This is a genomic window from Pedobacter alluvionis (assembly GCF_003664035.1).
In the GTDB taxonomy this organism is placed as follows: Bacteria; Bacteroidota; Bacteroidia; order Sphingobacteriales; family Sphingobacteriaceae; genus Pedobacter; species Pedobacter alluvionis.
The window spans coordinates 1,432,985-1,459,188 of record NZ_RCCK01000010.1; the positions used below are offsets into that span (position 1 = coordinate 1,432,985).

Annotated in this window: 26 protein-coding genes; 15 read left to right on the forward strand and 11 right to left on the reverse strand. The window is 36.2% G+C overall.

The genetic code is table 11. The annotated features are described in order from the left end of the window. Positions 1–184: 184 nt before the first annotated feature. The 5 genes from BCL90_RS06270 to BCL90_RS06285 all read left to right on the forward strand — a co-directional run bounded on the left by BCL90_RS06270 (position 185) and on the right by BCL90_RS06285 (position 4,735). Entirely contained in the window at positions 185–2,695 is a 2,511-nt protein-coding gene (locus BCL90_RS06270; RefSeq protein ID WP_121283139.1) for a beta-L-arabinofuranosidase domain-containing protein, read from the forward strand. Positions 2,696–2,768: 73 nt separating this feature from the next. Then, on the forward strand, positions 2,769–3,632 hold the full coding sequence (locus tag BCL90_RS06275; RefSeq protein WP_121283140.1) for an OmpA family protein: 864 nt from the start codon (positions 2,769–2,771) through the stop codon (positions 3,630–3,632). A gap of 299 nt (positions 3,633–3,931) precedes the next feature. After that, on the forward strand, positions 3,932–4,063 hold the full coding sequence (locus BCL90_RS26100) for a hypothetical protein (RefSeq protein ID WP_255512139.1): 132 nt from the start codon (positions 3,932–3,934) through the stop codon (positions 4,061–4,063). Continuing rightward, positions 4,053–4,373 (forward strand): hypothetical protein, encoded by a 321-nt coding sequence (locus BCL90_RS06280; RefSeq protein ID WP_121283141.1) that lies wholly within the window; start codon positions 4,053–4,055, stop codon positions 4,371–4,373. The genes BCL90_RS26100 and BCL90_RS06280 overlap by 11 nt, the downstream gene beginning before the upstream one ends. Positions 4,374–4,519: 146 nt before the next feature. Then, positions 4,520–4,735: a hypothetical protein gene (locus tag BCL90_RS06285; protein WP_121283142.1), complete on the forward strand. Its 216-nt coding sequence runs from the start codon at positions 4,520–4,522 to the stop codon at positions 4,733–4,735. A gap of 23 nt (positions 4,736–4,758) precedes the next feature. On the opposite strand, the gene BCL90_RS06290 is transcribed toward BCL90_RS06285, so the two are convergent. Further along, complete coding sequence (locus BCL90_RS06290; protein ID WP_121283143.1) at positions 4,759–6,621, reverse strand: PAS domain-containing sensor histidine kinase; 1,863 nt, start codon at positions 6,619–6,621, stop codon at positions 4,759–4,761. A gap of 642 nt (positions 6,622–7,263) precedes the next feature. Here BCL90_RS06290 and BCL90_RS06295 point away from each other — a divergent pair. The 4 genes from BCL90_RS06295 to BCL90_RS06310 all read left to right on the forward strand — a co-directional run bounded on the left by BCL90_RS06295 (position 7,264) and on the right by BCL90_RS06310 (position 11,805). Then, complete coding sequence (locus tag BCL90_RS06295; protein WP_121283144.1) at positions 7,264–7,833, forward strand: UbiX family flavin prenyltransferase; 570 nt, start codon at positions 7,264–7,266, stop codon at positions 7,831–7,833. Positions 7,834–7,981: 148 nt separating this feature from the next. Then, the gene (gene mtaB / locus BCL90_RS06300) at positions 7,982–9,304 is read left to right on the forward strand and encodes a tRNA (N(6)-L-threonylcarbamoyladenosine(37)-C(2))-methylthiotransferase MtaB (protein WP_121283145.1); all 1,323 of its coding nucleotides are present in this window, start codon (positions 7,982–7,984) and stop codon (positions 9,302–9,304) included. Positions 9,305–9,806: 502 nt separating this feature from the next. Beyond that, positions 9,807–10,958 (forward strand): prolipoprotein diacylglyceryl transferase, encoded by a 1,152-nt coding sequence (locus tag BCL90_RS06305; protein WP_121283146.1) that lies wholly within the window; start codon positions 9,807–9,809, stop codon positions 10,956–10,958. 58 nt (positions 10,959–11,016) lie between these two features. Then, on the forward strand, positions 11,017–11,805 hold the full coding sequence (locus BCL90_RS06310; protein ID WP_121283147.1) for an inositol monophosphatase family protein: 789 nt from the start codon (positions 11,017–11,019) through the stop codon (positions 11,803–11,805). A 239-nt stretch (positions 11,806–12,044) separates the two neighbouring features. On the opposite strand, the gene BCL90_RS06315 is transcribed toward BCL90_RS06310, so the two are convergent. The 6 genes from BCL90_RS06315 to BCL90_RS06340 form a co-directional block, all read right to left on the reverse strand. Then, complete coding sequence (locus tag BCL90_RS06315; RefSeq protein WP_121283148.1) at positions 12,045–12,596, reverse strand: NifU family protein; 552 nt, start codon at positions 12,594–12,596, stop codon at positions 12,045–12,047. Positions 12,597–12,683: 87 nt separating this feature from the next. Continuing rightward, on the reverse strand, positions 12,684–14,030 hold the full coding sequence (gene purB / locus BCL90_RS06320) for an adenylosuccinate lyase (RefSeq protein ID WP_121283149.1): 1,347 nt from the start codon (positions 14,028–14,030) through the stop codon (positions 12,684–12,686). A gap of 115 nt (positions 14,031–14,145) precedes the next feature. Beyond that, positions 14,146–14,343 (reverse strand): hypothetical protein, encoded by a 198-nt coding sequence (locus BCL90_RS06325; RefSeq protein ID WP_121283150.1) that lies wholly within the window; start codon positions 14,341–14,343, stop codon positions 14,146–14,148. A gap of 141 nt (positions 14,344–14,484) precedes the next feature. Beyond that, positions 14,485–14,811, reverse strand: a complete 327-nt coding sequence (locus tag BCL90_RS06330; protein ID WP_244095061.1) for a hypothetical protein — start codon at positions 14,809–14,811, stop codon at positions 14,485–14,487. A 24-nt stretch (positions 14,812–14,835) separates the two neighbouring features. Next, positions 14,836–15,054 carry a hypothetical protein gene (locus BCL90_RS06335; protein ID WP_121283151.1) on the reverse strand — a complete coding sequence of 73 codons (219 nt, stop codon included), beginning with the start codon at positions 15,052–15,054 and terminating at the stop codon, positions 14,836–14,838. Between the two features lie 156 nt (positions 15,055–15,210). Further along, positions 15,211–15,432 (reverse strand): hypothetical protein, encoded by a 222-nt coding sequence (locus BCL90_RS06340; protein WP_121283152.1) that lies wholly within the window; start codon positions 15,430–15,432, stop codon positions 15,211–15,213. A 202-nt stretch (positions 15,433–15,634) separates the two neighbouring features. On the opposite strand from BCL90_RS06340, the gene BCL90_RS06345 reads away from it, so the two are divergent. From BCL90_RS06345 to BCL90_RS06360, 4 genes are all read left to right on the forward strand, one after another. Then, on the forward strand, positions 15,635–16,201 hold the full coding sequence (locus BCL90_RS06345; RefSeq protein ID WP_121283153.1) for an RNA polymerase sigma factor: 567 nt from the start codon (positions 15,635–15,637) through the stop codon (positions 16,199–16,201). 6 nt (positions 16,202–16,207) lie between these two features. Then, the gene (locus tag BCL90_RS06350) at positions 16,208–17,302 is read left to right on the forward strand and encodes a S1C family serine protease (protein ID WP_121283154.1); all 1,095 of its coding nucleotides are present in this window, start codon (positions 16,208–16,210) and stop codon (positions 17,300–17,302) included. Between the two features lie 162 nt (positions 17,303–17,464). Further along, the gene (locus BCL90_RS06355; protein ID WP_121283155.1) at positions 17,465–18,100 is read left to right on the forward strand and encodes a peroxiredoxin; all 636 of its coding nucleotides are present in this window, start codon (positions 17,465–17,467) and stop codon (positions 18,098–18,100) included. Positions 18,101–18,303: 203 nt separating this feature from the next. Then, entirely contained in the window at positions 18,304–18,501 is a 198-nt protein-coding gene (locus BCL90_RS06360) for a cold-shock protein (protein ID WP_121283465.1), read from the forward strand. A 685-nt stretch (positions 18,502–19,186) separates the two neighbouring features. On the opposite strand, the gene BCL90_RS06370 is transcribed toward BCL90_RS06360, so the two are convergent. The 4 genes from BCL90_RS06370 to BCL90_RS06385 all read right to left on the reverse strand — a co-directional run bounded on the left by BCL90_RS06370 (position 19,187) and on the right by BCL90_RS06385 (position 22,918). After that, positions 19,187–20,374: a class I SAM-dependent methyltransferase gene (locus tag BCL90_RS06370; protein ID WP_121283157.1), complete on the reverse strand. Its 1,188-nt coding sequence runs from the start codon at positions 20,372–20,374 to the stop codon at positions 19,187–19,189. Positions 20,375–20,483: 109 nt separating this feature from the next. Beyond that, positions 20,484–21,746, reverse strand: coding sequence for an aspartate kinase (locus BCL90_RS06375; protein WP_121283158.1), 1,263 nt, complete (start codon positions 21,744–21,746; stop codon positions 20,484–20,486). Position 21,747: 1 nt separating this feature from the next. Then, on the reverse strand, positions 21,748–22,215 hold the full coding sequence (locus BCL90_RS06380; RefSeq protein WP_121283159.1) for a GNAT family N-acetyltransferase: 468 nt from the start codon (positions 22,213–22,215) through the stop codon (positions 21,748–21,750). 1 nt (position 22,216) lies between these two features. Further along, entirely contained in the window at positions 22,217–22,918 is a 702-nt protein-coding gene (locus tag BCL90_RS06385) for a YggS family pyridoxal phosphate-dependent enzyme (RefSeq protein WP_121283160.1), read from the reverse strand. A 93-nt stretch (positions 22,919–23,011) separates the two neighbouring features. Here BCL90_RS06385 and BCL90_RS06390 point away from each other — a divergent pair, with 93 nt between their 5' ends. Continuing rightward, positions 23,012–23,545, forward strand: coding sequence for a DUF4296 domain-containing protein (locus tag BCL90_RS06390; protein ID WP_166792187.1), 534 nt, complete (start codon positions 23,012–23,014; stop codon positions 23,543–23,545). A gap of 1 nt (position 23,546) precedes the next feature. Continuing rightward, positions 23,547–25,925 carry an endonuclease MutS2 gene (locus BCL90_RS06395; protein WP_121283162.1) on the forward strand — a complete coding sequence of 793 codons (2,379 nt, stop codon included), beginning with the start codon at positions 23,547–23,549 and terminating at the stop codon, positions 25,923–25,925. The last annotated feature ends 279 nt before the right edge of the window (positions 25,926–26,204 follow it).

Here is a 26,204-nt window from a genome sequence, read left to right on the forward strand (position 1 = left end):
GATCGTGGTGCTGAACTTATAATATCAAGGTAAGTTTCAGGCTGTTGCTTATGCTACAAAAGTCTAACTACCACATAAGGTTTATTTAACAGTTATACTACTCGAATATACGCTTACTAAATCGTTTTAATATTCATTCATTTTTATTAGTTTTATAAAATATTATCTAACCAATAATCCCTTTATGAAAAGAATAATCACTTCTATCTGTTTCGTGGTATCCTGTCTGTTTGTCCATACTTTACGTGCCCAAAATTTAACTGAATTTAATAAAGCACCTTTAAAACAGCACGTTTATGTGCAATTACCAATAGGCAGTATTAAAGCAAAGGGATGGTTGTTAAAACAGCTGGAACAACAAAGAGATGGTGCAACCGGAATGGCTGAAGAGTTGTATCCTGAAAAAGATAATCTTGGTAAAAATTCCGATTGGCTGGGAGGCGATGGAAGTGGATGGGAGCGCGTCCCTTATTATGTTAAGGGTTTAGTCGCATTGGCTTATACGTTAGATGATCCTATGCTAAAAGCGAAAGCGCAGAAGTATATCGATTGGACTTTAAGCAATCAACAAGCTAACGGATTATTTGGTCCACCGAAAATGAAAGACTGGTGGCCGCGCATGCCAATGATGTACGCTTTGCAAAGCTATTACGAGGCCACAAATGATAAAAGGGTTATTCCATTTCTCTCCAGATATTTTAAATATGAACTTGCCAATCTTGATGCTGATCCGTTAAAAGAATGGGGCAAAGCAAGGGCGGGCGATAACATGGAAATTGCCATCTGGCTTTACAATAAAACCGGTGATCAGGATTTATTAAAACTTGTAGAAAAGTTAAAACGACAGGCGTACCCCTGGATTGATATTTATAACAATAACGAATTTTACTTCTTCGGTGACGATTTTCAGCCAAAACACATGGTTAATGTGGCTCAGGCTTTAAAATTTCCTGTAGTTTATGCCCAACTTCAAGATCTTCCATCTAATCTTGAAGCACTCTCTAAAGGTATCGCACATATTATGCACGATCACGGTCAGCCAGAAGGTTTAGGTTCCGGAACTGAATTCCTGGCAGGCACAAGCAGCATAGAAGGGGTAGAAACCTGTACAGTAGTAGAATGGATGCAGAGTTTAGAAACTGCGGCAAAGGTTATTCATGATGTAAAAATTGGTGATCAGTTGGAAAAAGTGGCTTTTAATGCTTTGCCTGCACAGTTTAGCCGGGATTTTAAAAATCACTCCTATTACACATTACCCAATCAGGTGCAGAGTATTCATGGCGAGCATGGTTTTAATCAGGATTATGCTACAGGTATTGTTTCCAGTCCATATTCAGGCTATGGCTGCTGCCGATATAATATGCATATAGGCTGGCCTTATTTTGTAAAAAGTAGTGTAGTAGCTACTCCGGAGAAAGGTTTGGCGGTAATTACTTATGGTCCTATGGAAATAGAAACTGTAGTAGCAGAAAACAAAAAAATAAAAATTACCGAAGAAACCAATTACCCTTTCGAAGAACAAATCAGGTTAAAAGTAGAACTTGCCGCCAGTACATCATTTCCATTAATTTTAAGAATTCCAGCCTGGAGCGTAAAACCAGGTATTAAGTTAAACGGAGCAACATTAAAAGGCGTAAAAGCTGGAGAAATGTTTACTATAGGCCGCAAATGGAAAAATCAAGATCAGTTAGAACTGAATTTTCCAATGGAAATCACTACCAGGGCACAAGTAAACAATTCTGTAAGTGTAGAACGTGGACCTATTGTTTATGCACTGGAAATTAAGGCGGTAAATAAGGTAACCAAAACGTATCCAGTTACTGGCTTTGCAGATTACGAAATCCATCCGGAATCGGCATGGAATTATGGTTTAATGATCAATAAAAGTGGTTTAAGCAACGCTAACGTACTAAAGTCGGAAATGCCAGAGAACCCTTTTATTGCAGAAAATGCACCGGTTAAAATAAAGGTTCGGGCAAAAAAGATTCCGTCATGGGGTTTAGGTTACAATAAAGTGTCTGCTTTTGATGTGCCCTTTAGTCCAATTGCATCAGCTGAAAAACAGGAAGAAGTTATCCTGGTACCCTACGGGTCTGAAAATATCCGCCTAAGCTGTTTTCCTGTAATCGGTGAGCCAAAAAAAATAAATAAAACTTTGGTCGAAAACTTTGATGAGGGAATGGCCAGCAACTGGGTTTTTTATGGCGGTGGCTGGTTTTGGAAAGATGGACAGATAAACGCTGCGTCGAATGCAGGCTCTGGAGGCTACGGCATAAAGGGATCTAAATATGTGGCCAATGGAACAGACTTTAAAGATTTTGTTTATCAGGCAGATGTTAAAATCAATACCGCAGGTGATGCTGGTTTAATGTTTAGGGTTTCTAATCCTGCTATTGGTCCTGATGCCTACCATGGATATTATGTTGGCTTAGACCAACTTAATGGAACTGTAATATTTGGAAAAGCCAGCGGACAAAAATGGACCGTAATACGTTCAGGGAAATATCCTGTTGAAATGAACAAAATTTACACTTTAAAAATAGTGGCGAAGGCAGATAAATTTGATGTCTTTATAAACGGATCAGTTCAGCCTGTACTTTCGGCAACAGATAATCAATACCAATCGGGGAGTATAGGATTAAGAACATATAACTCTTTGGCAAGCTTCGATTCTGTAAAAATTAACACCTTTTAACATCAGCAGCAGCCGACGTAAAACTTTACGGCAAGGAATTTGCTAATGCAGTGGTAACAAATAAGGTAATATTATGAAATTATACAAATCAATTCCCATAATGCTCTTTGCCCTTGCACTTGTTGCAGGTTGCGTAAGCAATAAAAAGTATGCAGAACTTCAGGATACCTATGCTAAGTTAAGAGATAGGAATCAGGAGCTCAGTAACAAATACCAGGATAGCCAGCGTGAACTTAGCGGAAGCACCAGTAGGGTTAAGAGTCTGGAAGAGCAGATCGCATCAGAAAAAGCCAATGTAACGGCACTGCAAGATGCTTTAAACAAATGTTTAAATTCGAGTAACCAGGGAAATGTTAACATTTCAAAACTGGTTGATGAGATTAACAGTTCAAACAAATACATCAAACAATTAGTGAATGCTAAAAATAAAAGTGATTCACTTAATATGGTGTTAACTAATAACTTAACAAGGTCATTAAGCCGTGAAGAGTTGGGTGATGTTGATGTTCAGGTACTTAAAGGCGTAGTTTACATCTCTTTAGCTGATAACATGTTATATAAATCAGGTAGCTACGAAGTTTCTGATAAAGCTGGCGAAACTTTAAGCAAAATTGCCAAAATTATTAAAGATTACGATACTTATGATGTATTGATAGAAGGTAACACCGATAATGTGCCAATTGTTCAAACAAACATCCGCAACAACTGGGATTTAAGTGCCTTACGTGCTTCATCAGTAGTACAGGTATTGCAGACGAAGTATGCCGTTGATCCTAAGCGCTTAACCGCTGGTGGACGTGGAGAATTTAATCCAATTGCCGACAACAATACGCCAGGAGGAAAAGCCAAAAACAGGCGTACACAGATTATCATTACGCCTAAATTAGATCAGTTTATGGATCTGATTGGAAAAGCACCTGAGCAATCTCAAAAATAAAAGTTTAAAATAATTTAAGCACATAAAGGGTTGGAATTAAGTTTTCGACCCTTTTTTATTTGTAATGCTTTTCTTTTTGATATTTAAATAAATATATCCTGATAACCAGACTTCTATGACTGTTCTAACCATTAATAAAGGTATATTTGTTTATATCAGTAATACTATCACTTCTTTTCTCTCGCTGATGTACCATTGTAGTATTCGCTAATCTTATTTGGGTGAGTATTCCTTATTCCAGCCACCGAATTGTTTAAGCAATGATGATTGGTCTTAGCTAACAGTAAACATTTATTTTTATGAGTAGAGACAAAAAGAAAGAGGCCAGTCTAAATAAAAAGGCACCCTCAGATTATCAATCGGGAAAAGGTAAAACAGCAAAAACAGAAATTGATCCTTTCGCCAAAAAACCTGGTAAAAATGGCAAATAACGATCAAAAAGCTCAGGCTAAAGTTTTTTTGTATGAATTGAACAATACCAGGCACGAATATGGTTTTTCTGCAGACGAAGAGTGGACATTGGATTTAGCTACAGATAGTCAGCGAAAGGTTCTCGAGCATAAATATTACCCCATGTTATCTTTAACTGTGGTACCAGAAAACATTATCGGGATGCTTGATCTTTTGGAAGATAAACTTGGAAATGCAGTTGGCCATATTAAAGATAGCCTCAGCCGTAAAAAGATTTCAAAAGAATCAACACACCTTTTGGCTTATTGTATAGCGAGATTAAAACATTAAAACACGGAATTGGCTATTTGCTTGCATTAATTCGTTTTAGTATCAGTCATAATTGGGAGTTGTTCAAAAAAAAAGATTTGTGTATTTTTAATTATACGTAAATTAATTATAATTGCCTATTATTTATAAAAAAAATAAATTCTGCAATGGGAGTGAATAGAAAGGGAGACGTTATCCAGATTGACTTTGAAAATGGGCATGGGATCATTATTGATGAAAATGGCCAGGATATCCATTTTCAATTAGATGACGTGTCTGATCGAATTAATATAAACTCGAAAATAGTTTTTGAAATTGAATTACACGAGCGTGGCTTGGTGGCGGTTAACGTTAAATTAGCAATGGAAGAGATAAAAGTTTAATTCCACACCGACTGAATAGATATTCAGGGCATCAAATGGTCATTTGGGATGGGCAAGCTGAAATAAAATGTAGAACCTTGCCCCAACTTGCTTTCTGCCCAGATTTTTCCCCCATGCCTTTGAATTACTTCGGCACAAATGTACAGGCCAACTCCAAATCCTGCAATTGTTTTAGTATCAGGACTTTCTACACGGTAAAAACGGTCAAAAAGTTTGGGTATATTATCTTCTGTAATGCCTATACCTTCGTCTTCTACACTAACAACCAGATAATCCTTTTGTATTTCGCATTTTATTGCAATTAAAGATTCTTTTTTCGAGTATTTCGCTGCGTTGCCAATCAGGTTATTAATTACATTGCCAATTTTGTCCATATCAGCATGTAACATCATTTCTTCCGGACCAATTACCTGGATAAAATGGCTGGGTAAAACCATTCTGTTTTCTTCAGCAATAGTTTTAATCAAATCAACCAGATTAAAATTTGTTTTATTCAATAAAATTTTACCCGATTCTAATAAGGAGACATTTAAGAAACCATCGATCATTAATGACATTCTCTTTAACTGAACATTTATCTTATCCAGTATCTGAGTAGGGAAGTCGCTATCCGTTTCTTTGAATTTAAATTGTAAAAGCTGTACATAAGCGCTTAAAGATGTTAAAGGAGTTTTAAGCTCATGACTTACCATACCGATAAAGTCATTTTTTCTAATTTCATCCTGTTTATGTTCCGTAATATCCAGAACTGCTCCGGCAATATAAATGGCTTTTCCCTCCTCATTATAATAGGCTTTTCCTGCAGTTCTTAACCATTTACGCTTTGCACTTATACCATTCAAATTAATCTGGTATTCGATATTAAAAGCATTTCGGTGGTGTAATGCACGTCTGATACCGCTTGTAAGACGTCCAATGTATTCGGGGCTGATCAATGATTTGGCTTCCTCAATACTCAATCTGTTGTTCTCCAGTTCGTAAATATGTTGTGCCCTTTCTGACAGTAGGATCTGTTTGTTTTCTAAGTCGATATTCCACGAGCCCATTTCTGAAGCATCCATGGCTATTTTTAAAATATCTTTAGCCTTAAGTAGTTCTTTTTTAAAGTTTACCTGCTCTGTGATATCTTTGATGATCACTAAAATTCTGTTTACTTCGTTTTTATCATTTTTTAAAGGTTCATACAAAGCGATGAAATAACCGTCTGAAACTGCTGTGGAGAGTTTTAATTCGTTGAGTGTTAATGGTTGTTCGTTTTTGAAAATGTCTTTTACACGCTTTACAAGCGCCTGCTGTTTCTCAAATTCCGGCCGTGCCTCTTCTAAAGGTAATCCGATAACTTCTTTTCTGGATTTACCCCAAATTTTTAATATGTTATCGTTTGCATACTCTGTAATCAGTTCCGGACCTTTTAATACACACATGCCTAAAGGTGCCTGCTCAAAAAATCCCCTAAAACGTGCTTCACTTTCCGAAAGTTCAAATAAAATATGCTCAAGGTCATTTTCATCCATTGGAATTTCCCTTAATGAGCAAACGAGGTATTCAACCGGACGGTCATTTTGTAATACTGGAGAAAATTCCAATTCCCACTTCACGTTTGGTGAGTTGGAATAGATGGGATGAATAATTAGCGTACTTTTTGCCTTAAGCTCACTAACTTTCTGAACTGTTTTAATTAGAATATTCTTTTCAGCATCAGATAAGAGGTTTGGGATAATGTCAATATCATATAACTTTAATTTTCCACCCACGCGCTCAATTAAAGCCTGGTAAGCATCGTTATGTTCTACTACCACCAATATTGGCTTTACTTTAAAAATGATTATAGGACTTGTAGAATGTTTTAATAGTGCTTTTAAGAATGGAGAAGCTAAATCTATCATATATTTGAGTTGACACTTTCTCAAATATAATCCTTACACAGTTAATCGCCAACCGATTTTTAAGGAATATCTAACATTTATCAGGTAAATTGGTGTAAATGATAAGTGTAATAATTTTATTGTAAGCTGTTGCATTCCCTTATTTAATTTGGAAACCCTTTAAGCTATTATCAATAAAACATTTCAGATGTATGGCTTTGTTCTTATCTGTTCTAAAAATCTGCATACGATTTTTAAGATTTATAGATAAAATGATGTTATAGAAATATCAAAAAAATGTAAAGTTAAGGTTGTAAAGTGATAAGCAAAAACTTAAATTGAGTCATTAAAAGATAATTAAGACTGATTTATAAGACAATATTAAGCATCATTCTATTGAAAAGTGACCATTTTTAAGCATTAAAAAAGTTTTTGCCTATTTTTTTTAAAAATTATTAATCTGATAATCAGTTATTTGTGTTTAATTTTTGGGTTTAAAATTTGATTTAAGTGATTTAGCATTTCTCCATTACATTTTTTTAAAAATTTATATATATTTGTTCTTACCCTTTCGAGGGTATGTTTTTCATAGGTAGATGTAGGGTCAGAACATTGTTCTGGCCCTTTTTTGTTTGAATAGATTTAGAAAATTATTTTTGTGTTATGATGAAAAAGAAAGTGATTGTTGCAGTTACCGGTGCCAGTGGTTCAGTTTACGCAAAGGTTTTATTTGATCAGTTATTAAAATTAAAAGATCAGATTGAGGCTGTTGGTGTAGTGATGAGTGATAATGCGAAAGAGGTTTGGCAATTTGAACTCGGCAATCAAAACTATAACGACTTTAAAAACTTTACTTTTTATAATAAGAACGATTTTAATGCACCTTTTGCTTCAGGCTCGGCGAAATACGATACCATGATCATTGTTCCATGCTCAATGGGCACATTAGGACGTATTGCACACGGAATATCGAACGATCTGATTTCAAGGGCTGCAGATGTGGTACTAAAGGAGCGGAGAAAACTGATTGCCGTAGTACGCGACACACCTTTTAGCTTAATCCACATCAACAATATGAAAACAGTTACCGAAGCCGGTGGCATTATTTGTCCGGCTAATCCATCTTTTTATAGTCTGCCTAAAAGCATCGAAGAAGTAGCCGGAACGGTTGTGAGCAGGGTATTGGATTTAGCAGGTTTCGAACAGGAAAGTTACCGGTGGCGGGAGAAATAGGTTTCAGTTAGCAGTTTTCACCCGATCGTTTATAATGAGCTGAAAATCGAAAAACTAGAAACAGCATTGTTAATAAACTGTAATTTACCTTTAATCTCCAATCTCATATCATAATACTCACATCTATTTTATTATCTTTGCAGCCTCAATGAAAAAGGTCGCATTTTATACATTAGGTTGTAAACTCAATTTCTCCGAAACCTCAACCATCGGTCGTTTATTTACCGATGCAGGTTATGCTTTAGTAGAATTTCAGGATCAGGCCGATGTTTATGTGATCAATACCTGCTCTGTTACGGAGCATGCCGATAAAAAGTGCCGCAAAGTTGTTAAAGAAGCTTTAAAGTATTCACCAAATGCCTTTGTAACCATTGTAGGTTGTTATGCACAGCTAAAACCACAGGAAATTGCCGAAATAGAGGGAGTTGATATGGTTCTGGGTGCTGCAGAAAAATTCAGGATAGTTGAATATATTACCGATTTAACCAAACAGCCTAAAACGCTTATTCATCAGCAAAATATAGAGAAAGTAAACCATAATTTTATTGCCTCTTATTCAATTGGCGATAGAACACGTACTTTTTTGAAAGTACAGGATGGTTGCGATTACCCTTGTACATACTGCACCATTCCTTTAGCACGCGGTGCAAGCCGTAGCGATACCATTGAAAATGTGGTTAATCGTGCAAAAATGATTGCAGATAGCGGTGTTAAAGAAATTGTATTAACCGGTGTAAACCTTGGTGATTTCGGAATGAGAAATGGCCAGCGTGAAGATAAATTTTTTGACCTTGTTAAGGCTTTAGATGAGGTAGAAGGAATTGAAAGAATCCGTATTTCATCTATTGAGCCAAACTTATTGAGCAATGAGATCATTCAGTTTGTATCTACTTCTAAAAGGTTTGTTCCACATTTTCATATTCCCCTGCAATCAGGTTCTGATAAAATTTTAGGTTTAATGCGCCGTCGTTACCGTAGCGATTTGTATGTTGAGCGTGTTGCTAAAATTAAGGAGGTAATGCCTCACTGTTGTATTGGCGTAGACGTAATTGTTGGTTTTCCTGGCGAAACGAAAGAAGATTTCCTGGATACCTATCAGTTTTTAAACCAACTTGATATTTCTTATTTACACGTATTTACTTACTCCGAACGCGAATTAACAGCTGCAGCCGAAATGAAAGGTGTTGTGGCAGGAAGTGAACGTAATGAGCGCAGTAAAATGCTCCATATTTTATCTGATAAAAAACGCAGGGCTTTCTACGAATCACAAATTGGTGCTGAAGCAGAAGTGCTTTTCGAAGCAGATCAGAAATCGGGTTACATGCACGGCTTTACTAAAAATTATGTGAAAGTACGTGCCAAATACGATCCGGTTATGGTAAATGAATTAAAAGCCGTTAAGCTTTTAGAAATTACTGCTGATGGAGAAGTAGAAGTAGCAGAACTGGAAACTGTTCATGCACATCATTAATTTAGTCCTGAGTCCTAAGTCATTAGTCAGAAGTCTTCAGTCAAATATCCTTTAGTGTCATTCTGAACGCAGTGAAGAATCTTTTACTATGAAAGGTTAAACCGTTTAGATAATAAAACATTTTACCATCACAATATAGATCCTTCACTGCGTTCAGGATGACAAATAAGCGGAGAAAGACAATCTCTTTTAGAATCTGTTTTTTGCACTTAATAATCCCCCAAGAACTACTGTAATAAGTTAATTAAACCTGATCGGAGCGAGCACGAACCCGATGTTTTTTCAATCGGGTGAGTAAAGTGGAGAGCAGGGCTGCAATAACCGATGAAATACCAAACCTCTCTTTTCAAAATAAAAAAGATTGATTTTTACCTCTTTCTTCAAATTTTAGATCTTGCTCTTTAGTCTTTCCGCTTTAGTCTTTAAGCTTTGGTCTTTAACCTTTGGTCTTTAACCTTTCAGCTTTGCGCTTTCTTTCCTATCTTCGCAACAAATTATTTGTATGTTTCCTACCGTTTCACATTTCTTAGAATACTTGTTCGGCATTAATTTACCGCTTCCATTTAATACATTTGGTGTTTTTGTAGCGCTTGCCTTTGTTGCCGGTTATTGGGCTTTTACCAAAGAGCTTAAACGTAAAGAGGCATTAGGCATACTCCACCCGATTAAAAAGACAATTGTGGTCGGTAAACCTGCTACTACATCCGAATTGATCATGAACGGTCTTTTTGGCTTTGTTATTGGTTATAAACTGGTTTATGCGTTGTTAAACTATAAACTTTTTGTAAATGATGCACAATCGATTTTAATGTCGGCCAAAGGAAATATAATTGGTGGTTTGTTTTTTGCAGGTTTATTTGCTTACTGGGATTATACCGAAAAAAATAAGCACAAACTAGACAAACCAAAAGAAACACAGGTAACCATTCACCCATACCAAACCATGAGTAACCTGATTGTTTGGGCGGCTATTTGGGGCTTTTTAGGCGCAAAATTCTTTGATAATTTAGAGTATTGGGATGATTTTGTTCAACACCCGATAGAGCGCTTATTATCTTTTAGCGGCTTAACTTTTTATGGTGGCTTAATTTGCGGCGGTGCAGCCGTATTAATTATCGCCAGGAAAAACGGAATTAAGCCTTTACAGATGCTTGATGTAGGTGGCCCGGGGATGATGCTGGCTTATGCAGTAGGTCGTATTGGTTGTCACTTAGCTGGCGATGGAGACTGGGGAATTGTAAATCCTAATCCAAAGCCATTTTCATGGCTTCCCGATTGGTTGTGGTCTTATAAATACCCCAACAATGTAGTAGGAGAAGGCATTCCAATTCCTGGTTGTACCGGAAAATTTTGTAACGAACTGGCACAAGGTGTATATCCAACACCGATTTACGAAGTAATTATCTGTTTAATTCTTTTTGCCTTTTTATGGCGCATCAGGGATAAAATAAAAGCACCAGGTTTGATGTTTGGTATTTATATGATCTTAAATGGTATTGAGCGTTTCTGTATCGAATTAATCCGGGTAAACTCAAAATACCATGTTTTTGGTTTGTCTTTTACACAGGCAGAAATGATTTCAACTTTTCTTGTAGTAGGTGGGATTGCACTAAGTGCTTATGCTTTGAGGAACAAAAACCAATTGGCTCAATAAACAGCCTTATAAATTCATTTAAAATCCAACAACAACCTTGTTCTGTTGTTAAACAGTTATGAATTACGAATTAATATGCAATAAAGTGATCTCGATTGTAAAGCTTACCGGAAATTTTATCCGTAAAGAGGCCTTGCAGTTCGACGTTCAGAAAATAGAATACAAAGGCTTGAATGATATGGTTTCTTATGTTGATAAAACAGCAGAACAGAAATTGGTTCAAAATCTTGAAAAATTAATTCCCGATGCAGGTTTTATAACCGAAGAGAAAACCATTAACCGGACAGGTAAAACCTACACCTGGATCATTGATCCTTTGGATGGTACAACTAATTTTATCCATGGCATTCCGGCTTATGGCATTAGCGTAGCACTTTATGAAGATGGATTACCTGTAATTGGTGTTGTTTACGAATTAAACAGGGGGGAGATGTTCTATTCGTTTAAAGGCGGACTTGCTTTTATGAATAAGAAAGAAATTAAGGTTTCTGTAAACCCTGATTTGGGTTCGAGCTTGTTGGCTACGGGTTTCCCATATTATCAGTTTGATAAACAAGAGAAATACTTAAAATTATTAGCCGAAATGATGCAGAAAAGCCATGGGGTACGTAGAATTGGTGCGGCGGCAATAGATTTAGTATATACAGCCTGCGGACGTTTTGATGCTTTCTTTGAATACAATCTGCAGCAATGGGATTTCGCAGCAGGATGCTTTATTGTTCAGCAGGCTGGCGGAGAGGTATACGATTTCTCTGGTGGAAATGATTACTTTGAAAAAAGAGAGATATTGGCTACCAATGGAAAACTTACCGCTGAAATGTTAACCGCAATTAAACAGTATTTTTAATGATGTTACCCGCACAGATCGTCATTCGATCGTAGCGGAGAAATCTTGTAGTTGAATATCGTAAAAAAATATCTCCATTCCGTTGCACTTCGTCCTATAGCTATCGGATTTATTTCAGGGTCTAGCCTAGCAGGAAAGATGCTGAAACAAGTTCAGCATGACGAGAAAGAAGAACGTATAAAAAAGGTCGCGATTCTCATCGCGACCTTTTTACTATATACTATGAAAAATGCACAATTTTAAAGCGCTTCCGACACTACTTCTGTAACTTCAGGTACCATTCTCTGTAATAAGTTTTGGATGCCTGATTTAAGTGTAATGGTAGAAGACGGACAACCACTGCAAGAACCACGCAGCTCTACAGTAACCACACCTTCATCAAAAGATTTATAAGTAATCGCACCACCATCCTGTTCAACAGCCGGGCGTACATAATCATGTAAAATCTGTTGAATTTTAATTTCAGTTTCCGTACCTTCAAAAGCAGGAGCTTCTTCGGCAGTTGCTTCTTTAATTTTTAATTCCGATTCTACAGCACCTTTAACAAATTCTTTTAGAATAGCTTCGATATCTGCCCATTCTGCATCATCTGTTTTGGTAATGGTAACAAAATTACTGGCAAAAAAAACGCCGGAAACGAAGTTGAACTTAAATAACTCTTTAGCAAAAGGCGAATGCTCAGCACTCTCTTTAGTTGCGAAATCCTCACTGCCATTTATTAACAGTTTATTTACCATGAATTTCATGGTCGCTGGATTTGGAGTTTGTTCTGTATATACGTTAATCGTCATGTCTTAATCAATTTGAATAAACAAAATTAACAATTACTCAGCAATAAAGCCTTTATTGGCTGTCTGCTTAACGTCAATTTAATTTTACTAAAAAACGCCGGTGTAATTAAAAGGAGTAATGGTTCTCAACTGCACTTTTACAGCTTCAGAAACCGCTAAACCTTCAATAAATTCGGCAATACTTGCTGCATTGATTTTTGAATTGGTTCTGGTTAATTCTTTTAAAGCTTCATAAGGGTTAGGGTAATTCTCTCTCCTTAAAACTGTTTGAATAGCCTCGGCAACAACTGCCCAGTTTTCATCTAAATCTGCATGTAAAGCAGCTTCATTTAATAAAATCTTATTTAGTCCACGTAAAGTAGAATTAATGGCAATTAAAGTATGTCCAAAAGGAACACCAACATTTCTCAATACGGTAGAATCTGTTAAATCTCTCTGTAAACGCGAGATCGGTAATTTAGCAGCAAAGAACTCGAAAAGTGCATTTGCAATTCCGGCATTTCCCTCTGCATTTTCAAAATCGATCGGGTTAACCTTGTGTGGCATTGCCGATGAACCAATTTCTCCGGCCTTGATCCTTTGTTTGAAATAGTTTTTGGAAATATACGTCCAGATATCTCTATCCAAATCGATAATGATGTTATTGATGCGTTTTAAAGCATCGCACTGGGCTGCAAACTGATCATAGTGCTCAATCTGCGTGGTATGTTGTGCACGGGTTAAACCTAATGTTTCATTTACAAATTTATTCGAAAAATCAACCCAGTTTACTTCTGGGTACGCAATGTGATGGGCGTTAAAGTTTCCGGTTGCACCACCAAATTTTGCACTATTCGGGATGTTTTTTAAACTTTCTACCTGGATAGCCAAACGGTCAGCGAAAACCAAAAACTCCTTACCTAATTTGGTAGGAGAGGCCGGTTGTCCGTGGGTATGTGCCAGCATAGGAATATCTTTCCATTCTGTTGCCAGGGCATTTATTTTTTCGATTAAAGAATCAATCGCCGGGTAGTAACTTTCGCTCAGCGCCAGTTTAATAGAATAAGGGATGGCAGTATTGTTGATGTCCTGAGAGGTTAAGCCAAAATGGATAAACTCTTTATAGTCTTGGAGAGATAAAGCATCGAATTTGCTTTTGATAAAATATTCAACCGCTTTAACATCGTGGTTGGTTACTTTTTCAGTTTCTTTAATTTCTAAAGCATCAGCTTCTGAGAAATTTTTGTGGATTTTGCGTAATTCAGCATAAAGATTTCGATCAAAATTTTCTAAGCCAGACAAGTTGATTTCGCAAAGTGCGATAAAATATTCGATTTCTACAAAAACCCGGTATTTAATTAGCGCTTCTTCAGAAAAGTAGGCGGCTAAACTTTCGGTAGTTTTTCTGTAACGACCATCAACAGGTGAAATAGCTTGTAGTGATGTTAAATTCATTATGCGGATTATATTTTTGCCGCAAATTTACTACAATTGATGGATTTTAAGGTCTTGATACCTAAAATAAAAAAGCCTTAGGCATACTAAGGCTTTTTTAAATGGTTTGATAAAACTATTTTTTAGTTGTATCAGCTGCTGTAGTGTCTTTAACTGTTGTGTCTTTTACTGTAGTGTCTTTAACTGTTGTATCAACAACTGATGTGTCAACAGCAGATGAATCACCGCCTCCAGCTTTTTTTTCTGAGTTACAAGCAACAACAGATAAAGAAAGAGCTAAAGCTAAAAAGCCAAATTTAAATGCATTTTTCATTTTTTTCGATTTGTTTGGTTTAAAAAAAAATTAATTACTTGCTAATTTATATAAAAAAATAAAAATTAACTCGTTTATGTTAAATAAAAAAGCTCATAATCTGAAATTATGAGCTTTTTTTGTATAAAATTGTGAAATAAATTAGTGTTTTACTTCGGTTTTCTCTGTAGTAGCTTTAACTGTAGTGTCTTTTACGGTAGAATCTTTAACTACTGTATCAACTTTAGTCGTATCAGTAACAATTGTAGAAGAATCTGTAACTGTTGTATCAGTACCATCAGCTTTTTTACCTGATTCGCCGCAAGCAGCAACTGTTAAAGATAGAGCTAGGGCTAAAAAGCCTAATTTGAATGCATTTTTCATGTTGATATATGTTTTAGGGTTAATATATACCATTAATACCTGAAAAATGAAAAGGTAACCCGCTTTTGGGGTAAAATGAAAAAACCTTTGAAAAATGAATTCCAAAGGTTTTTTTATAAAAAAGTTAAACTAGTGTTTAACTTCAGTTTTTTCTGTAGTAGTTTTTACAGTAGTATCTTTTACTGTAGAATCTTTTACTGTAGTATCTTTTGCAGTAGTGTCAGTGATTACAGTTGAAGAATCAGTAGCTGTAGTATCAGCACCTTCTGCTTTTTTCTCTGAGTTACAAGCAACAACTGATAAAGATAAAGCTAAAGCTAAGAAGCCTAATTTGAATGCATTTTTCATTTTGAATATTTTTTAAGTAATTAATTAATTTACCTGTTAATACCACTTATTTAAAAAGGTAACCCGAAAAAAGTAAAAAAAAGTAAAAAAAAGTAAAATAAAATAAAAAAGGCTTCCGATTTGCACCAGAAGCCTTTTTTTATGAGTAAAGTTAGACTAGTGTTTAACTTCTTCTGTAGTAGTTGTAGTAGCTTTTACAGTTGTATCTTTTACTGTAGAATCTTTTACTGTAGTATCTTTTGCAGTAGTATCAGTAACGATAGTAGAAGAATCAGTTAAAGTAGTATCAGCACCTTCAGCTTTTTTTTCTGATTTACAAGCTACAACTGATAAAGATAAAGCTAAAGCTAAAAAGCCTAATTTGAATGCATTTTTCATTTTTGAATTTTTTTAGTAATTAATTTCTTATTAATGCCGCAAAGGTAAAAAGGTAACCCGATAATTTTCAGAAAAGGTAAAATATTTTTTTCTGGCGATTTGGGTTACCGTTTGCTTTTAGTTTGTATTAAGCAATTATAGTAGCAATAAATATTTTTTTGTCTAATATTGGGTTACTATTTATAGAAAAATGTATTAACTAGTGAATAACAGTTTAAAGAGTTCAGTTCCAACAGATAGAGAGGTAATTTTAGGTATTCTAAATAACTCAGAAGATACACTTAACAAGTTATACAAAGCGTATTATGCGATGGTTTTGCAGTTTATCCTAAACAATAACGGTGATGAAGATGATGCAAAAGATGTTTATCAGGAAGGCATAATAATTTTATATAACAAAATTAAGGCTGGTAATTTTGAGCTCAGCAGCAAGCTGAAAACCTATATTTATTCGGTTTGCAGGCGTATTTGGCTAAAAAAACTTAGTCTAAACAGTAAAAAGGCCGGTAATATTACCGATTATGAAGATGTATTTGCTGTTGAAGAAGATGTAGAAAACCATGAAGAGAAAGATGCTTCTTTTGCAAAAATGCAATCGGCACTTGATCACCTGGGCGAACCTTGTAAAACCATTATTCAGGATTTTTATATCCACAATTTATCCATGCAGGATATCTGTGAAAAGTTCGGTTATACCAATACTGATAATGCAAAAACGCAGAAATATAAATGCCTGCAAAGGTTAAAGAAAATATTTTTTCAACCATAATTTGAAATGAGAAACGATTTGGAGTTAGATGCAATTATTGAAGATTATCTTTTAGGTAAACTTAATGCACAGGAAATGGAAGCTTTTGAACAGTTACGTCTTAATGATGCCACAGTAGATCATAAAGTAGTTTCGCATAAGTTCTTTTTAGCATCTATGGATACATTTGCAGAACAGCTGCGCTTAAAAGAACAATTAAATCATATTCATTCAGAAATTGATGTGGAAGGTCTGGCTTCAACACTTAGGCCTCATCCTTCACGTGTAGTTCAATTGTGGCGGAAACATAAATCTGCCATTGCAGTGGCAGCATCTTTTGTTGTACTTTCTCTGGTTTCTATCTACTCTATTCAGCACAGCACTCAACAGGCAGAGCGCTACAGACAGTTAAGTAATCGGGTAAATAATGCCATTAAAACACAAAATAGCTTAATTAGAAACATTAAGCATAACAATGCAACTTCTGATAAGCCAAGTACTCAGAATAGTTTTGGTGGGACTGGTTTTGCCATTTCTACCAATGGTTACATTTTAACTAATCTGCATATCATTAATGGTGCTGATTCTTTATATGTTCAAAACAGTAAAGGAGAATCATTTAAAGTAAAATCGATTTATACAGATCCTCAAAACGATATCGCAATTCTTAAAATAAACGATAAACACTTCAGTAACTTATCTTCTATTCCTTATACTATTAAAAGAAATACCAGTAACATTGGCGAAATTGTATACACTTTAGGTTATCCAAAAGATGATGCTGTACTTGGAGAGGGCTACGTGAGTTCTAAAAATGGTTTTATTGGAGATACCACTCAGTATCAGGTAGCCATTTCGGTTAATCCAGGTAATAGTGGCGGTCCGGTTTTAGACAATAACGGAAATTTGGTTGGTATTATCAGTGGCAAGCCAGATCAGACTGAAGGCGCAGCCTTTGCCATTAAATCAAAATATATCTTAGAGGCAATGAGGGCTATTCCCCAGGATTCATTGGGTATCAATAAACTTTCTGCCAACAAAAAGAGCTTATTGTCTGGTTTAAAACGTACCAAACAGATCGAAAAAATACAAGATTATGTATTTATGATTAAAGCATATTAAAATAATACCCCAAACAAATTAATATTTTTGAACCCTGTTGATTTAAATCTTCAGGGTTTTTTATTGGAATTGTAATTTGGAGGTCTGAAATTAATATTTAATCTATGTATTTACTATAGTATTGTTTAGATTTGTTATAGTCAAAATTAAATTAATAATATCATGAGTATAAGATTAGGCGATACCGCACCGAATTTCAAAGCCGATACCTCTATTGGCGAAATAGATTTTTACGATTATTTAGGCGATAGCTGGGGCGTGCTTTTTTCTCACCCTGCTGATTATACGCCAGTTTGCACAACCGAACTGGGTAGAACGGCTGCGCTAAAAGGCGAATTTGAAAAACGAAACGTTAAAGTTCTGGCTTTAAGTGTTGATTCTGCCGAGTCGCATAAAGGCTGGATTAATGATATCAACGAAACGCAAAATACTTCTGTTGAATTTCCAATCATTGCCGATCCGGATAAAACTGTGGCCAATCTTTATGATATGATTCACCCGAATGCTTCAGAAACATTAACTGTTAGATCATTGTTCGTCATCAGTCCTGATAAAAAGGTGAAATTAATCATTACTTATCCGGCATCTACCGGAAGAAATTTTAATGAAGTTTTACGTGTGATTGATTCTTTGCAGCTTACCGCAAATTATAGCGTAGCTACACCAGCCGACTGGAAAGATGGGGAAGATGTAATTGTGGTAAACAGCATTAAAACGGAAGATATTCCGGCTAAATTTCCGAAGGGGCACAAGGTAATTAAACCTTATTTGCGTACAACACCTCAGCCAAATAAATAAATCGAGTTTTATAGTAACGCAACATTCTTGTTGAACGGAGCAAAATGGCTTGTGTTAAATTCGTAAATTATTATATTTGGTAGTTTTGTTTCAATATTAACGCTTAAACTGGTTGTTTTATTTGTATTAATGCGCAATTGTTTAGATTAAATGCTGATCAAGGCTTAAAAGGTTTATTTATTTATACAATTTTTTATTTTTTTATGGCAACCGGAAAAGTTAAATGGTTTAATACGCAAAAAGGCTTCGGGTTTATTGTGCAAGAAGACAATAAAGATTTATTTGTGCACTTTAAAGATGTTTTAGGTGGAATCGAAAGCTTGAAAGAAAACGACATAGTAGAATTTGAAGTGGCTGAAGGCAGAAAAGGTTTACAAGCAGTAAACGTTAAGAAAGTTTAAGCAATAATATAACGATTATTTCTCAAGCCTACAAAAAGCTTTTCTAGAAGAAAGGCTTTTTGTATTTTGTAATGCCATGTTTGTCATTCTGAACGCAGTGAAGAATCCCTGACCTATGAATACTGGCTTCCGGACTGTGCCTTTGCACAAAGGTCGATTGGCATTTATGTTAGTTGCTCCTACTAGCAGATTCTTTATTACGTTTAGGATCACGACTTACTAATATGATATAATGGGTTCTGACCTATTTTTTTTGAAAAGCAGCAGTTGTGGTACTTCTGTTTCGATAGTCCCGCCATTTGCTTAATCCCGATTGAAATCCCTCTATGGATAAAATATAATACTCCAATCGGGATAACGCTGTCTGTCGGGTTTATTTTACAAACAACAGCTGTACTATTTAAGCCAGCTAAACCCGATCTTAGCGGGATGCCTATATTTTTCATCGGCAGAAGCGGGAGCGGGGCTGTAGGATCGCAAATGCTTCTGGACCTGCTTTCCAAAAAAAATAGTTGGTTTTGATTTAATTTTTTTAGTTAAAGATTCTTCACTGCGTTCAGAATGACAGAATCAATAGAGTGGTCGTCATCTCGACCGGAGCAACGCGAAGTGGAGAGATCTATTTAGGCAGATTTTTGCTTCGCAGAGCCTTTGGGTTAGCTCGAAATGACGATGCGCGGAAACCTTAATAATATTGAATAATCGAAGCCTTCAAAATCACATTTTCTCCATTTGCAATCTTTGTAAAAATCAAGAATTGTTCCTGATCTGACTTGATTTTATATTTCTTTACTAAATCTTCCGGTTTTGCAGGGTAATTACGAACAATTACATTCCCTTTTAAATTTGTCTCCTTTTTCAGTTCTCCCGTGTTTAATATGTCCTCGATTTTAAATATACGTCCAGGAAAATCTTTATCTACAATAGCCGAACTAAATAACTGCGTTTGAGGATGTAGTTTTAAAAGATTGTAAGTTGTGCCAATTAAATTAAAAGCACCTGATTTTAATAAAGCAGCATCGGGTTCATATAAGTAGTCATCGATATTTAAGTTTTCTGCAAATTGCGCTGAACCATTTGAAGATGACCTGTAAAAGGAAAAATCTTTTTCAATCCCGTTATTTAGCGTTACAGCTATAATTTTCGCGTCTTCGCGGTAATTTTTATCAATTACCCATAAAAGTTCTTTACACTCATTTTTTATACTTACAATGTGTATTTCACTCACCTGGCTCAATTCGGCTAATCCAGCTGAAATATCAAGCAGTGGCGCTGTTTTAACAATTATTCTGGAAGATTTTTCTAATAATATTTCCAGATGGCCTGCAATATCTGGGGTACAATCTTTTAACATAAAAACTTTACCCTTTTCGGCTCTTCGGGCTGGATCTACATAAATCGTATCAAAAGTAGTATCACTATTTTTAATATACGCAATGCCGTCTACCGCTTTAAATTCTATATTGGTTGCATGTAAAGCCTGTGCATTATGCTGGGCTATGGCAGATAGTTCGAAATTGATTTCGCAATGTGTAACCGCTTTTACCTTTTGCGAAAAGTAATAGCTGTCAATTCCGAAGCCTCCGGTAATATCAATCAATGTATCACCTTTAGCAAGCTTTGATTTGTATTTTGCGGTAATTTCAGAAGAGGTTTGTTCGATGGATAATACAGGAGGATAATAAATGTTTTCTGTGTGGAACCAGGTTGGTAATTTCTTCTCCGATTTCTTTTTGGCAGTGATTTGTGTAGCTAGCTCGGCTGGGCTAATACCTTCGAACGGACTTTTTGCTAGAGCAATCTGATTTACATCTGCATTTAAATTGACGCTGATATAATCTTGTACGGCTTTGGCTAAAAGTTTATTGTTCATTGTTTTAGGGTAGTATCAGGTATTAAGTAGCAAGTATCAAGTATTAGGTAGCGAGTATTAAGTAGCAAGTATCAAGGTGAACTCATCTCTTCCAACCCCGGACTTCCGACTATTTATTTTTCATCACCATCTGACAGGTATGCCGGCTCTTCACCTCTAATAAAATATCTTTATCAACTGTTACACGATCAATAGTTTGCTGGTTGTAATAACGGATGGTAACCAGTTCCAGGCCCTTGTTATATTTTACGGTAAATTCTTTTGAAAGGTCTTTAATCAGTTTTTCAATCTGGACAGGATGATCATCAACACTTACCGAAAAGCTGATCGCAGAATTAAGCATAGTATTGATTTTGATCCTGTGTGTATGGAAAAGTTCAAAAATATTGCTCAGATTTTCTTCAATAATAAATGAATAGTCTTTTGGGAAAATAGAAATCAGCGCCTGATTTACCTTAAAAATAAAAGAGGGTATAGGTAAGGGATTATTTTCTTTGGTAATTGCTGTTCCAGAGCCTTCTGGCTGGATAAATGACCTTACAAAAAGTGGAATCCCTTTGTTTTGAAGTGGTTTTATAGTTTTTGGGTGGATTACCGTTGCGCCATAATAAGTAAGCTCAATGGCATCATGATAAGAAAGCTGTGCTATTTTTTCCGTTTCATCAAACCATTTGGGGTCTGCATTTAATACCCCGGGAACATCCTTCCAGATGGTTAATGCAGCGGCATCTAAACAGGAAGCAAATATGGCTGCCGAATAATCAGAACCTTCGCGACCTAATGTTGTAGTGTAATTTTCGCTTGTTCCGCCTATAAACCCTTGTGTTACAATAATATTTTCTACTAATAACGGCAACAAGTCTTTTTGGATAATCTGATTGGTCTTTGCCCAGTCTACTTTACCTTCTTTATAAGTATTATCGGTCTGGATATAGTTGCGTGCATCTGCCCAAAGGGTTTTATTCCCCATTTCGTTTAACCAGGCTGCTACAATTTTAGTAGAAACGACCTCGCCTATAGATACAATCTGATCGTAAATATAATCAGGATTGTTATCAGGTTCATCCTCAATTAACCAATCGATCTCTACAAAGGTATTGGCCACATCATCATAAACAGGATGGTGTTTTCCCTGAAAAAGTTCGTCTATAATGCTGAAATGGAAATGTTTAATTTCTTCAAAAATTGCATGTGCCTCATCATTTTGCGAGAGGAAAGCATCGGTAAGGTCTTCCAGTCTGTTGGTGATTTTGCCCATGGCAGAAATTACGATCAGCAGATTTCCTTTTTTGTAATCGCGTACAATATTGGCGAGATTTTTTACACCTGCCGCATCTTTTACCGAGGCACCTCCAAACTTAAAAATATCCATATTAAAATGCCTTGATCTGTTCTTTAGAGAAAGCCGCGTTTAACCAGCCGCTTTCTAAATTTGCTTTATATTTATTGTAGAAGTTGATTGCTGGTTCGTTCCAGTCCAATACTTGCCAAACCATGCCACTATAGTTGCCATTTTTAGCCTCCTCTATTACTTTTTCGAACAATACTTTACCCAAGCCCTTTCCTCTAAATTCTTCTGTTACAATAAAGTCTTCGAGGTATAATCTGCATCCTTTCCAGGTGGAGTAACGTGTATAGTATAATGCAAAGCCTACAATCGTATCATTTACTTCTGCTACATAAGCTTTCCATACAGGATTTTTACCAAAACCAGCATCAATAAAATGCTCCAGACTAACCGTTACTTCTTCAGGAGCCCGCTCATAAACGGCCAGCTCTTTAATCAGTTCCAATATTCTTGGACAATCTTCTGCAGTTGCAAACCTGATATTGAAATCCATATTAGTTGGTCGAAATATCGTTTTTAAAATGTTTGATTATCCTTTTTCCGAAAATACTGCTGCCAATGCGGACCATAGTACTGCCTTCCGCGATCGCGATTTTATAGTCGGCACTCATTCCGGTCGATATTTCTTTAAAAGAATCCTCTTTACGGAAGAAACTCACTTTTATGCCGTCAAAAAACACTTTTAACTCATGAAATTCGATCGTAATCTGCTTTTCATTCTTGGTATTGGTGGCAATTCCCATTAATCCGACAATACGGATGTTTTTTAATTCAGCAAACGCTTCATCACGCAGAATTTCGATCACTTCATCAAAGCCGAGTCCAAATTTAGTATCTTCATCAGCAATGTAAACCTGTAATAAACAATCGATTACGCGTTTGTTTTTTTTCGCTTGCTTATCAATTTCCTGCAGCAGTTTCAAACTGTCTACTCCGTGTATCAGTTTTACAAAATGCGCAATGTATTTTACTTTATTGGATTGCAAGTGGCCGATGAGGTGCCATTCGATATCTTTAGGGAGCTGCGCTTCTTTTTCAACCATTTCCTGTACATGGTTTTCTCCAAAAATGCGCTGTCCGGCGTTGTATGCTTCTAAAATTGATTCTATCGGCTGTGTTTTTGAAACTGCAATCAGTTTTGCCCCATCTGATTCAACTTCGCTTTTATATTGTTTAAGATTATCAGCTATGCTCATTTATAACTATTTTTGGTAAAATTAATAACCTTGCCGCAATTTGGGCAAAAAATAATATTTAAATTAAGCATGAAGAGATTAATATGGGTTTTAATGATAGCTATATTATGGTTTGGCTGTAAGCCTGGTATACCTGATGGCATTATTAAACCTGATAAGATGGAGAAGATTTTATACGATATGCACATTGTTGATGGGTATCTTTCCAGCATTTATGTGGTAGATTCTGCAAAGAAGGTGGCTGCAGGTTATTATAAAGGGATTTATAAAAAATTTGGTACCGATTCTGTCCAATACAATAAAAGTTTACTCTGGTATAATACCAATCCGGTAGCGCTGGAAGCTATGTATAAAAATATTCAAAAAATGTTGACTAAGCAAAAAAAAGGAACGGAGTTGGCCGATTTAATGATTAGGAAAAAACAATTTAAAACTGATTCGTTGGTAATAGCAAAGAAATTTAAGGCCGATTCTCTTGCCATTAGAAAAAAAATGAAACCAGATTCTTTATCAAAGGTTAAAGCTGTGGCTGCAATTGCCAAAAAGAAAAAACAGGCCGATTCACTTATAAATATAAAAAAAGCTGGAGTAGCGAGCGCAATGCTCACACCAGCCGTAGTACAATAATATGTTATATCCCGAAAATTGTTTAGAACGTTTAGGTTTTGTGGAAATCAGGCAACTGATCAGCAAACATTGTTTAAGCCCTATGGGACAAACGATGGTGGAAAAGATGCAAGTGATGAACCGTTTTGATCAGATTGATAAATTTTTACGTCAAACAAACGAGTTTAAGAGTATTCTGCAAAATCAGGAACCCTTACAGATCAATACCTTTTTTGATATTAAATCGCTGGTTGAAAAAATCAGAGTGGAAGGTACTTATCTTTTAGAAGATGAGTGGTTTCAGGTATATACTTCCTTGCAAACTGTCTTTTCTGTTCTCCGTTTCTTCGAAGAGCGCGCGGAAGTGTACCCTACATTGGAAGCTTTATTTGAGCATCTGCCGATCGAAAAAAACATTCTGCGTAAAATAGAAACTGTAATCGATGCCAAAGGAAAGATTAAACCCAATGCATCGAAAGAATTGCAGGAAATTACCTCAGCTATTTCGAAGGCGGAGCAAGATGTGCGTAAACGCATGGATTCTATTTATAAACAGGCCATTGCTAATAACTGGGTTGCTGATGGCAGTTTAACCATCCGCGATGGCAGGATGTGTATCCCGGTTCTGGCTGAGAATAAACGCAAATTAAAGGGCTTTGTGCACGACGAATCGGCCACAGGGCAGACCGTTTATATTGAGCCGGAAGAGGTTTTTACTTTAAATAATAAGTTACGCGATTTAGAATTTGATAAGCGCCGCGAAATCATTAAGATTTTAATTGCGTTAACAGACGATCTTCGTCCGTATTCGCCATTATTGCTTTCTTACCATGGTTTTTTGACCAAGCTTGATTTTGTGCGTGCAAAAGCATTGTTTGCTTTAGATATTGAAGCTGAAATGCCCGGGTTATTAAAAGAGCCGAAAACCAAACTGATCAATGCGAGACATCCTTTATTATCAATCTCTTTTGCAGCCGAAAGGAAAACGGTTACACCATTAAATATCCATATCGATGCAGAAACGCGTGTAGTTTTAGTCTCGGGACCGAATGCTGGTGGTAAATCGGTTTGTATGAAAACGGTTGGCCTTTTGCAGATTATGTTACAGACAGGTCTGTTAATTCCCGTTGACGCCAATAGTGAGGTTGGCATTTTTGAAAATATTTTCGCCGATATTGGCGACGACCAATCGATAGAAAGTGATTTGAGTACTTACAGTGCGCACCTGAAAAAGATGCGTTATTTTGTAGAGCACGCTTCGCCAAAAACAATGGTATTGATTGATGAGTTTGGTACGGGTACTGATCCGCAGTTTGGCGGGCCAATGGCTGAAGCTGTTCTTGAGGTGTTGAATAATAAAAAGGTGAGAGGTGTAATTACCACCCACTATTCTAATTTAAAGCTGTTTGCAGGAAATACACCTGGATTGGAAAATGCATCGATGCTTTTTGATAATGCAAAGATGAAACCGCTTTACATTTTAGAAATGGGCAAACCGGGAAGTTCTTACGCTTTCGAAATTGCACAGAATATTGGTTTGCCAAAAGAAGTGATCCAGCTGGCGAAAGAGAAAACAGGATCTAACCAGAACCGGGTTGATACAATGCTTGTGGATCTGGAAAGAGAGAAGAAAAATATTTATGATGCGAAAGTAAGTTTGGCCAATCAGCAGAATAAAGCCAAAAACCTGGTTGCGGAAAATGAAAAGCTAAAAACATTTTTAGAGGAAAATAAAAAAATCCTGATTAAGGAAGCGAAACAAGAGGCGCAGAACATTATTAAAAATGCCAATAAACTGGTAGAAAATACCATTGCCGAGATCAAGGAAAAACAGGCTGATAAGGAAGTAACCAAGGAACTCCGCCAAAACCTGCAGCGCGAACTCGTTAAAAATACTGTACCAAAAGAGCGTCCTAAGCCAGTACCAGTAGTTGTAGGAGGTGAAATTGGAGTGGGGGATCTGGTTAAATTTACAGATAGTGAAACCATCGGTCAGGTTTTAGAAATTAACCGCAATGAACTGGTTTTGGCAATTGGTGATTTACGTTCTACCGTTAAAAAGAACCGGGTACAAAAGGTGAGTAACCGGGAAGCTAAAAAAGTGGTTCAGAGCAGTGCTAATTCTTTTGCAGGGCGCATGAATGAGGCAGTCTCTGGCTTTAGGGCTGAACTTGACCTTCGTGGGAAGCGTACAGAAGATGCCCTGTTCGAAGTAGAGAAATATTTAGACAAAGCTATTATGCTCGGTTTTCCCTCTATTAAACTTATTCATGGTAAAGGTGACGGAATTTTGAGAAAAATGATCAGGGAATATTTACGGAAGTATAGCCAGGTAAACAGAATGGAGGATGAACATGCGGATAGAGGCGGAGATGGGATTACGTATGTGTATTTGAATTGATTCGGATGGGTAATGTAGGAATGTAAAATGGATGATGGAGGATTTTGACTTTCATTCGCCTATTCCGTCATTACGAGGCACGAAGCAATCTTACCACTATGGGTGATGGCGAACGCTTTAACATTGCTTCTTCCGTTTCTTCTCTCAATGACGACTATTCTCATTTGCGATAAAATCGCAAAATTATTTATTAGCTCCTTTCTAAGGAGCGCAAGCGCAAGTAGATAAATCTTCATTTTCAACTCGATTTGGGAGCCACAAAGTGCTAATCGAAGATAA

What these genes read in the sequence shown, in the direction of transcription:
- BCL90_RS06340 (WP_121283152.1), bottom strand. Translation starts at nt 15,432, where the DNA reads ATGAAAAATGCATTCAAATTAGGCTTTTTAGCTTTAGCTTTATCTTTA.
- BCL90_RS06280 (WP_121283141.1), top strand. Translation starts at nt 4,053, where the DNA reads ATGGCAAATAACGATCAAAAAGCTCAGGCTAAAGTTTTTTTGTATGAA.
- BCL90_RS06380 (WP_121283159.1), bottom strand. Translation starts at nt 22,215, where the DNA reads ATGGATTTCAATATCAGGTTTGCAACTGCAGAAGATTGTCCAAGAATA.
- BCL90_RS06325 (WP_121283150.1), bottom strand. Translation starts at nt 14,343, where the DNA reads ATGAAAAATGCATTTAAATTTGGCTTTTTAGCTTTAGCTCTTTCTTTA.
- BCL90_RS06310 (WP_121283147.1), top strand. Translation starts at nt 11,017, where the DNA reads ATGAATTACGAATTAATATGCAATAAAGTGATCTCGATTGTAAAGCTT.
- BCL90_RS06360 (WP_121283465.1), top strand. Translation starts at nt 18,304, where the DNA reads ATGGCAACCGGAAAAGTTAAATGGTTTAATACGCAAAAAGGCTTCGGG.
- BCL90_RS06390 (WP_166792187.1), top strand. Translation starts at nt 23,012, where the DNA reads ATGATAGCTATATTATGGTTTGGCTGTAAGCCTGGTATACCTGATGGC.
- BCL90_RS06305 (WP_121283146.1), top strand. Translation starts at nt 9,807, where the DNA reads ATGTTTCCTACCGTTTCACATTTCTTAGAATACTTGTTCGGCATTAAT.
- BCL90_RS06270 (WP_121283139.1), top strand. Translation starts at nt 185, where the DNA reads ATGAAAAGAATAATCACTTCTATCTGTTTCGTGGTATCCTGTCTGTTT.
- mtaB (WP_121283145.1), top strand. Translation starts at nt 7,982, where the DNA reads ATGAAAAAGGTCGCATTTTATACATTAGGTTGTAAACTCAATTTCTCC.
- BCL90_RS06385 (WP_121283160.1), bottom strand. Translation starts at nt 22,918, where the DNA reads ATGAGCATAGCTGATAATCTTAAACAATATAAAAGCGAAGTTGAATCA.
- BCL90_RS06315 (WP_121283148.1), bottom strand. Translation starts at nt 12,596, where the DNA reads ATGACGATTAACGTATATACAGAACAAACTCCAAATCCAGCGACCATG.
- BCL90_RS06335 (WP_121283151.1), bottom strand. Translation starts at nt 15,054, where the DNA reads ATGAAAAATGCATTCAAATTAGGCTTCTTAGCTTTAGCTTTATCTTTA.
- BCL90_RS06275 (WP_121283140.1), top strand. Translation starts at nt 2,769, where the DNA reads ATGAAATTATACAAATCAATTCCCATAATGCTCTTTGCCCTTGCACTT.
- BCL90_RS06285 (WP_121283142.1), top strand. Translation starts at nt 4,520, where the DNA reads ATGGGAGTGAATAGAAAGGGAGACGTTATCCAGATTGACTTTGAAAAT.
- purB (WP_121283149.1), bottom strand. Translation starts at nt 14,030, where the DNA reads ATGAATTTAACATCACTACAAGCTATTTCACCTGTTGATGGTCGTTAC.
- BCL90_RS26100 (WP_255512139.1), top strand. Translation starts at nt 3,932, where the DNA reads ATGAGTAGAGACAAAAAGAAAGAGGCCAGTCTAAATAAAAAGGCACCC.
- BCL90_RS06395 (WP_121283162.1), top strand. Translation starts at nt 23,547, where the DNA reads ATGTTATATCCCGAAAATTGTTTAGAACGTTTAGGTTTTGTGGAAATC.
- BCL90_RS06350 (WP_121283154.1), top strand. Translation starts at nt 16,208, where the DNA reads ATGAGAAACGATTTGGAGTTAGATGCAATTATTGAAGATTATCTTTTA.
- BCL90_RS06355 (WP_121283155.1), top strand. Translation starts at nt 17,465, where the DNA reads ATGAGTATAAGATTAGGCGATACCGCACCGAATTTCAAAGCCGATACC.
- BCL90_RS06370 (WP_121283157.1), bottom strand. Translation starts at nt 20,374, where the DNA reads ATGAACAATAAACTTTTAGCCAAAGCCGTACAAGATTATATCAGCGTC.
- BCL90_RS06290 (WP_121283143.1), bottom strand. Translation starts at nt 6,621, where the DNA reads ATGATAGATTTAGCTTCTCCATTCTTAAAAGCACTATTAAAACATTCT.
- BCL90_RS06295 (WP_121283144.1), top strand. Translation starts at nt 7,264, where the DNA reads ATGATGAAAAAGAAAGTGATTGTTGCAGTTACCGGTGCCAGTGGTTCA.
- BCL90_RS06375 (WP_121283158.1), bottom strand. Translation starts at nt 21,746, where the DNA reads ATGGATATTTTTAAGTTTGGAGGTGCCTCGGTAAAAGATGCGGCAGGT.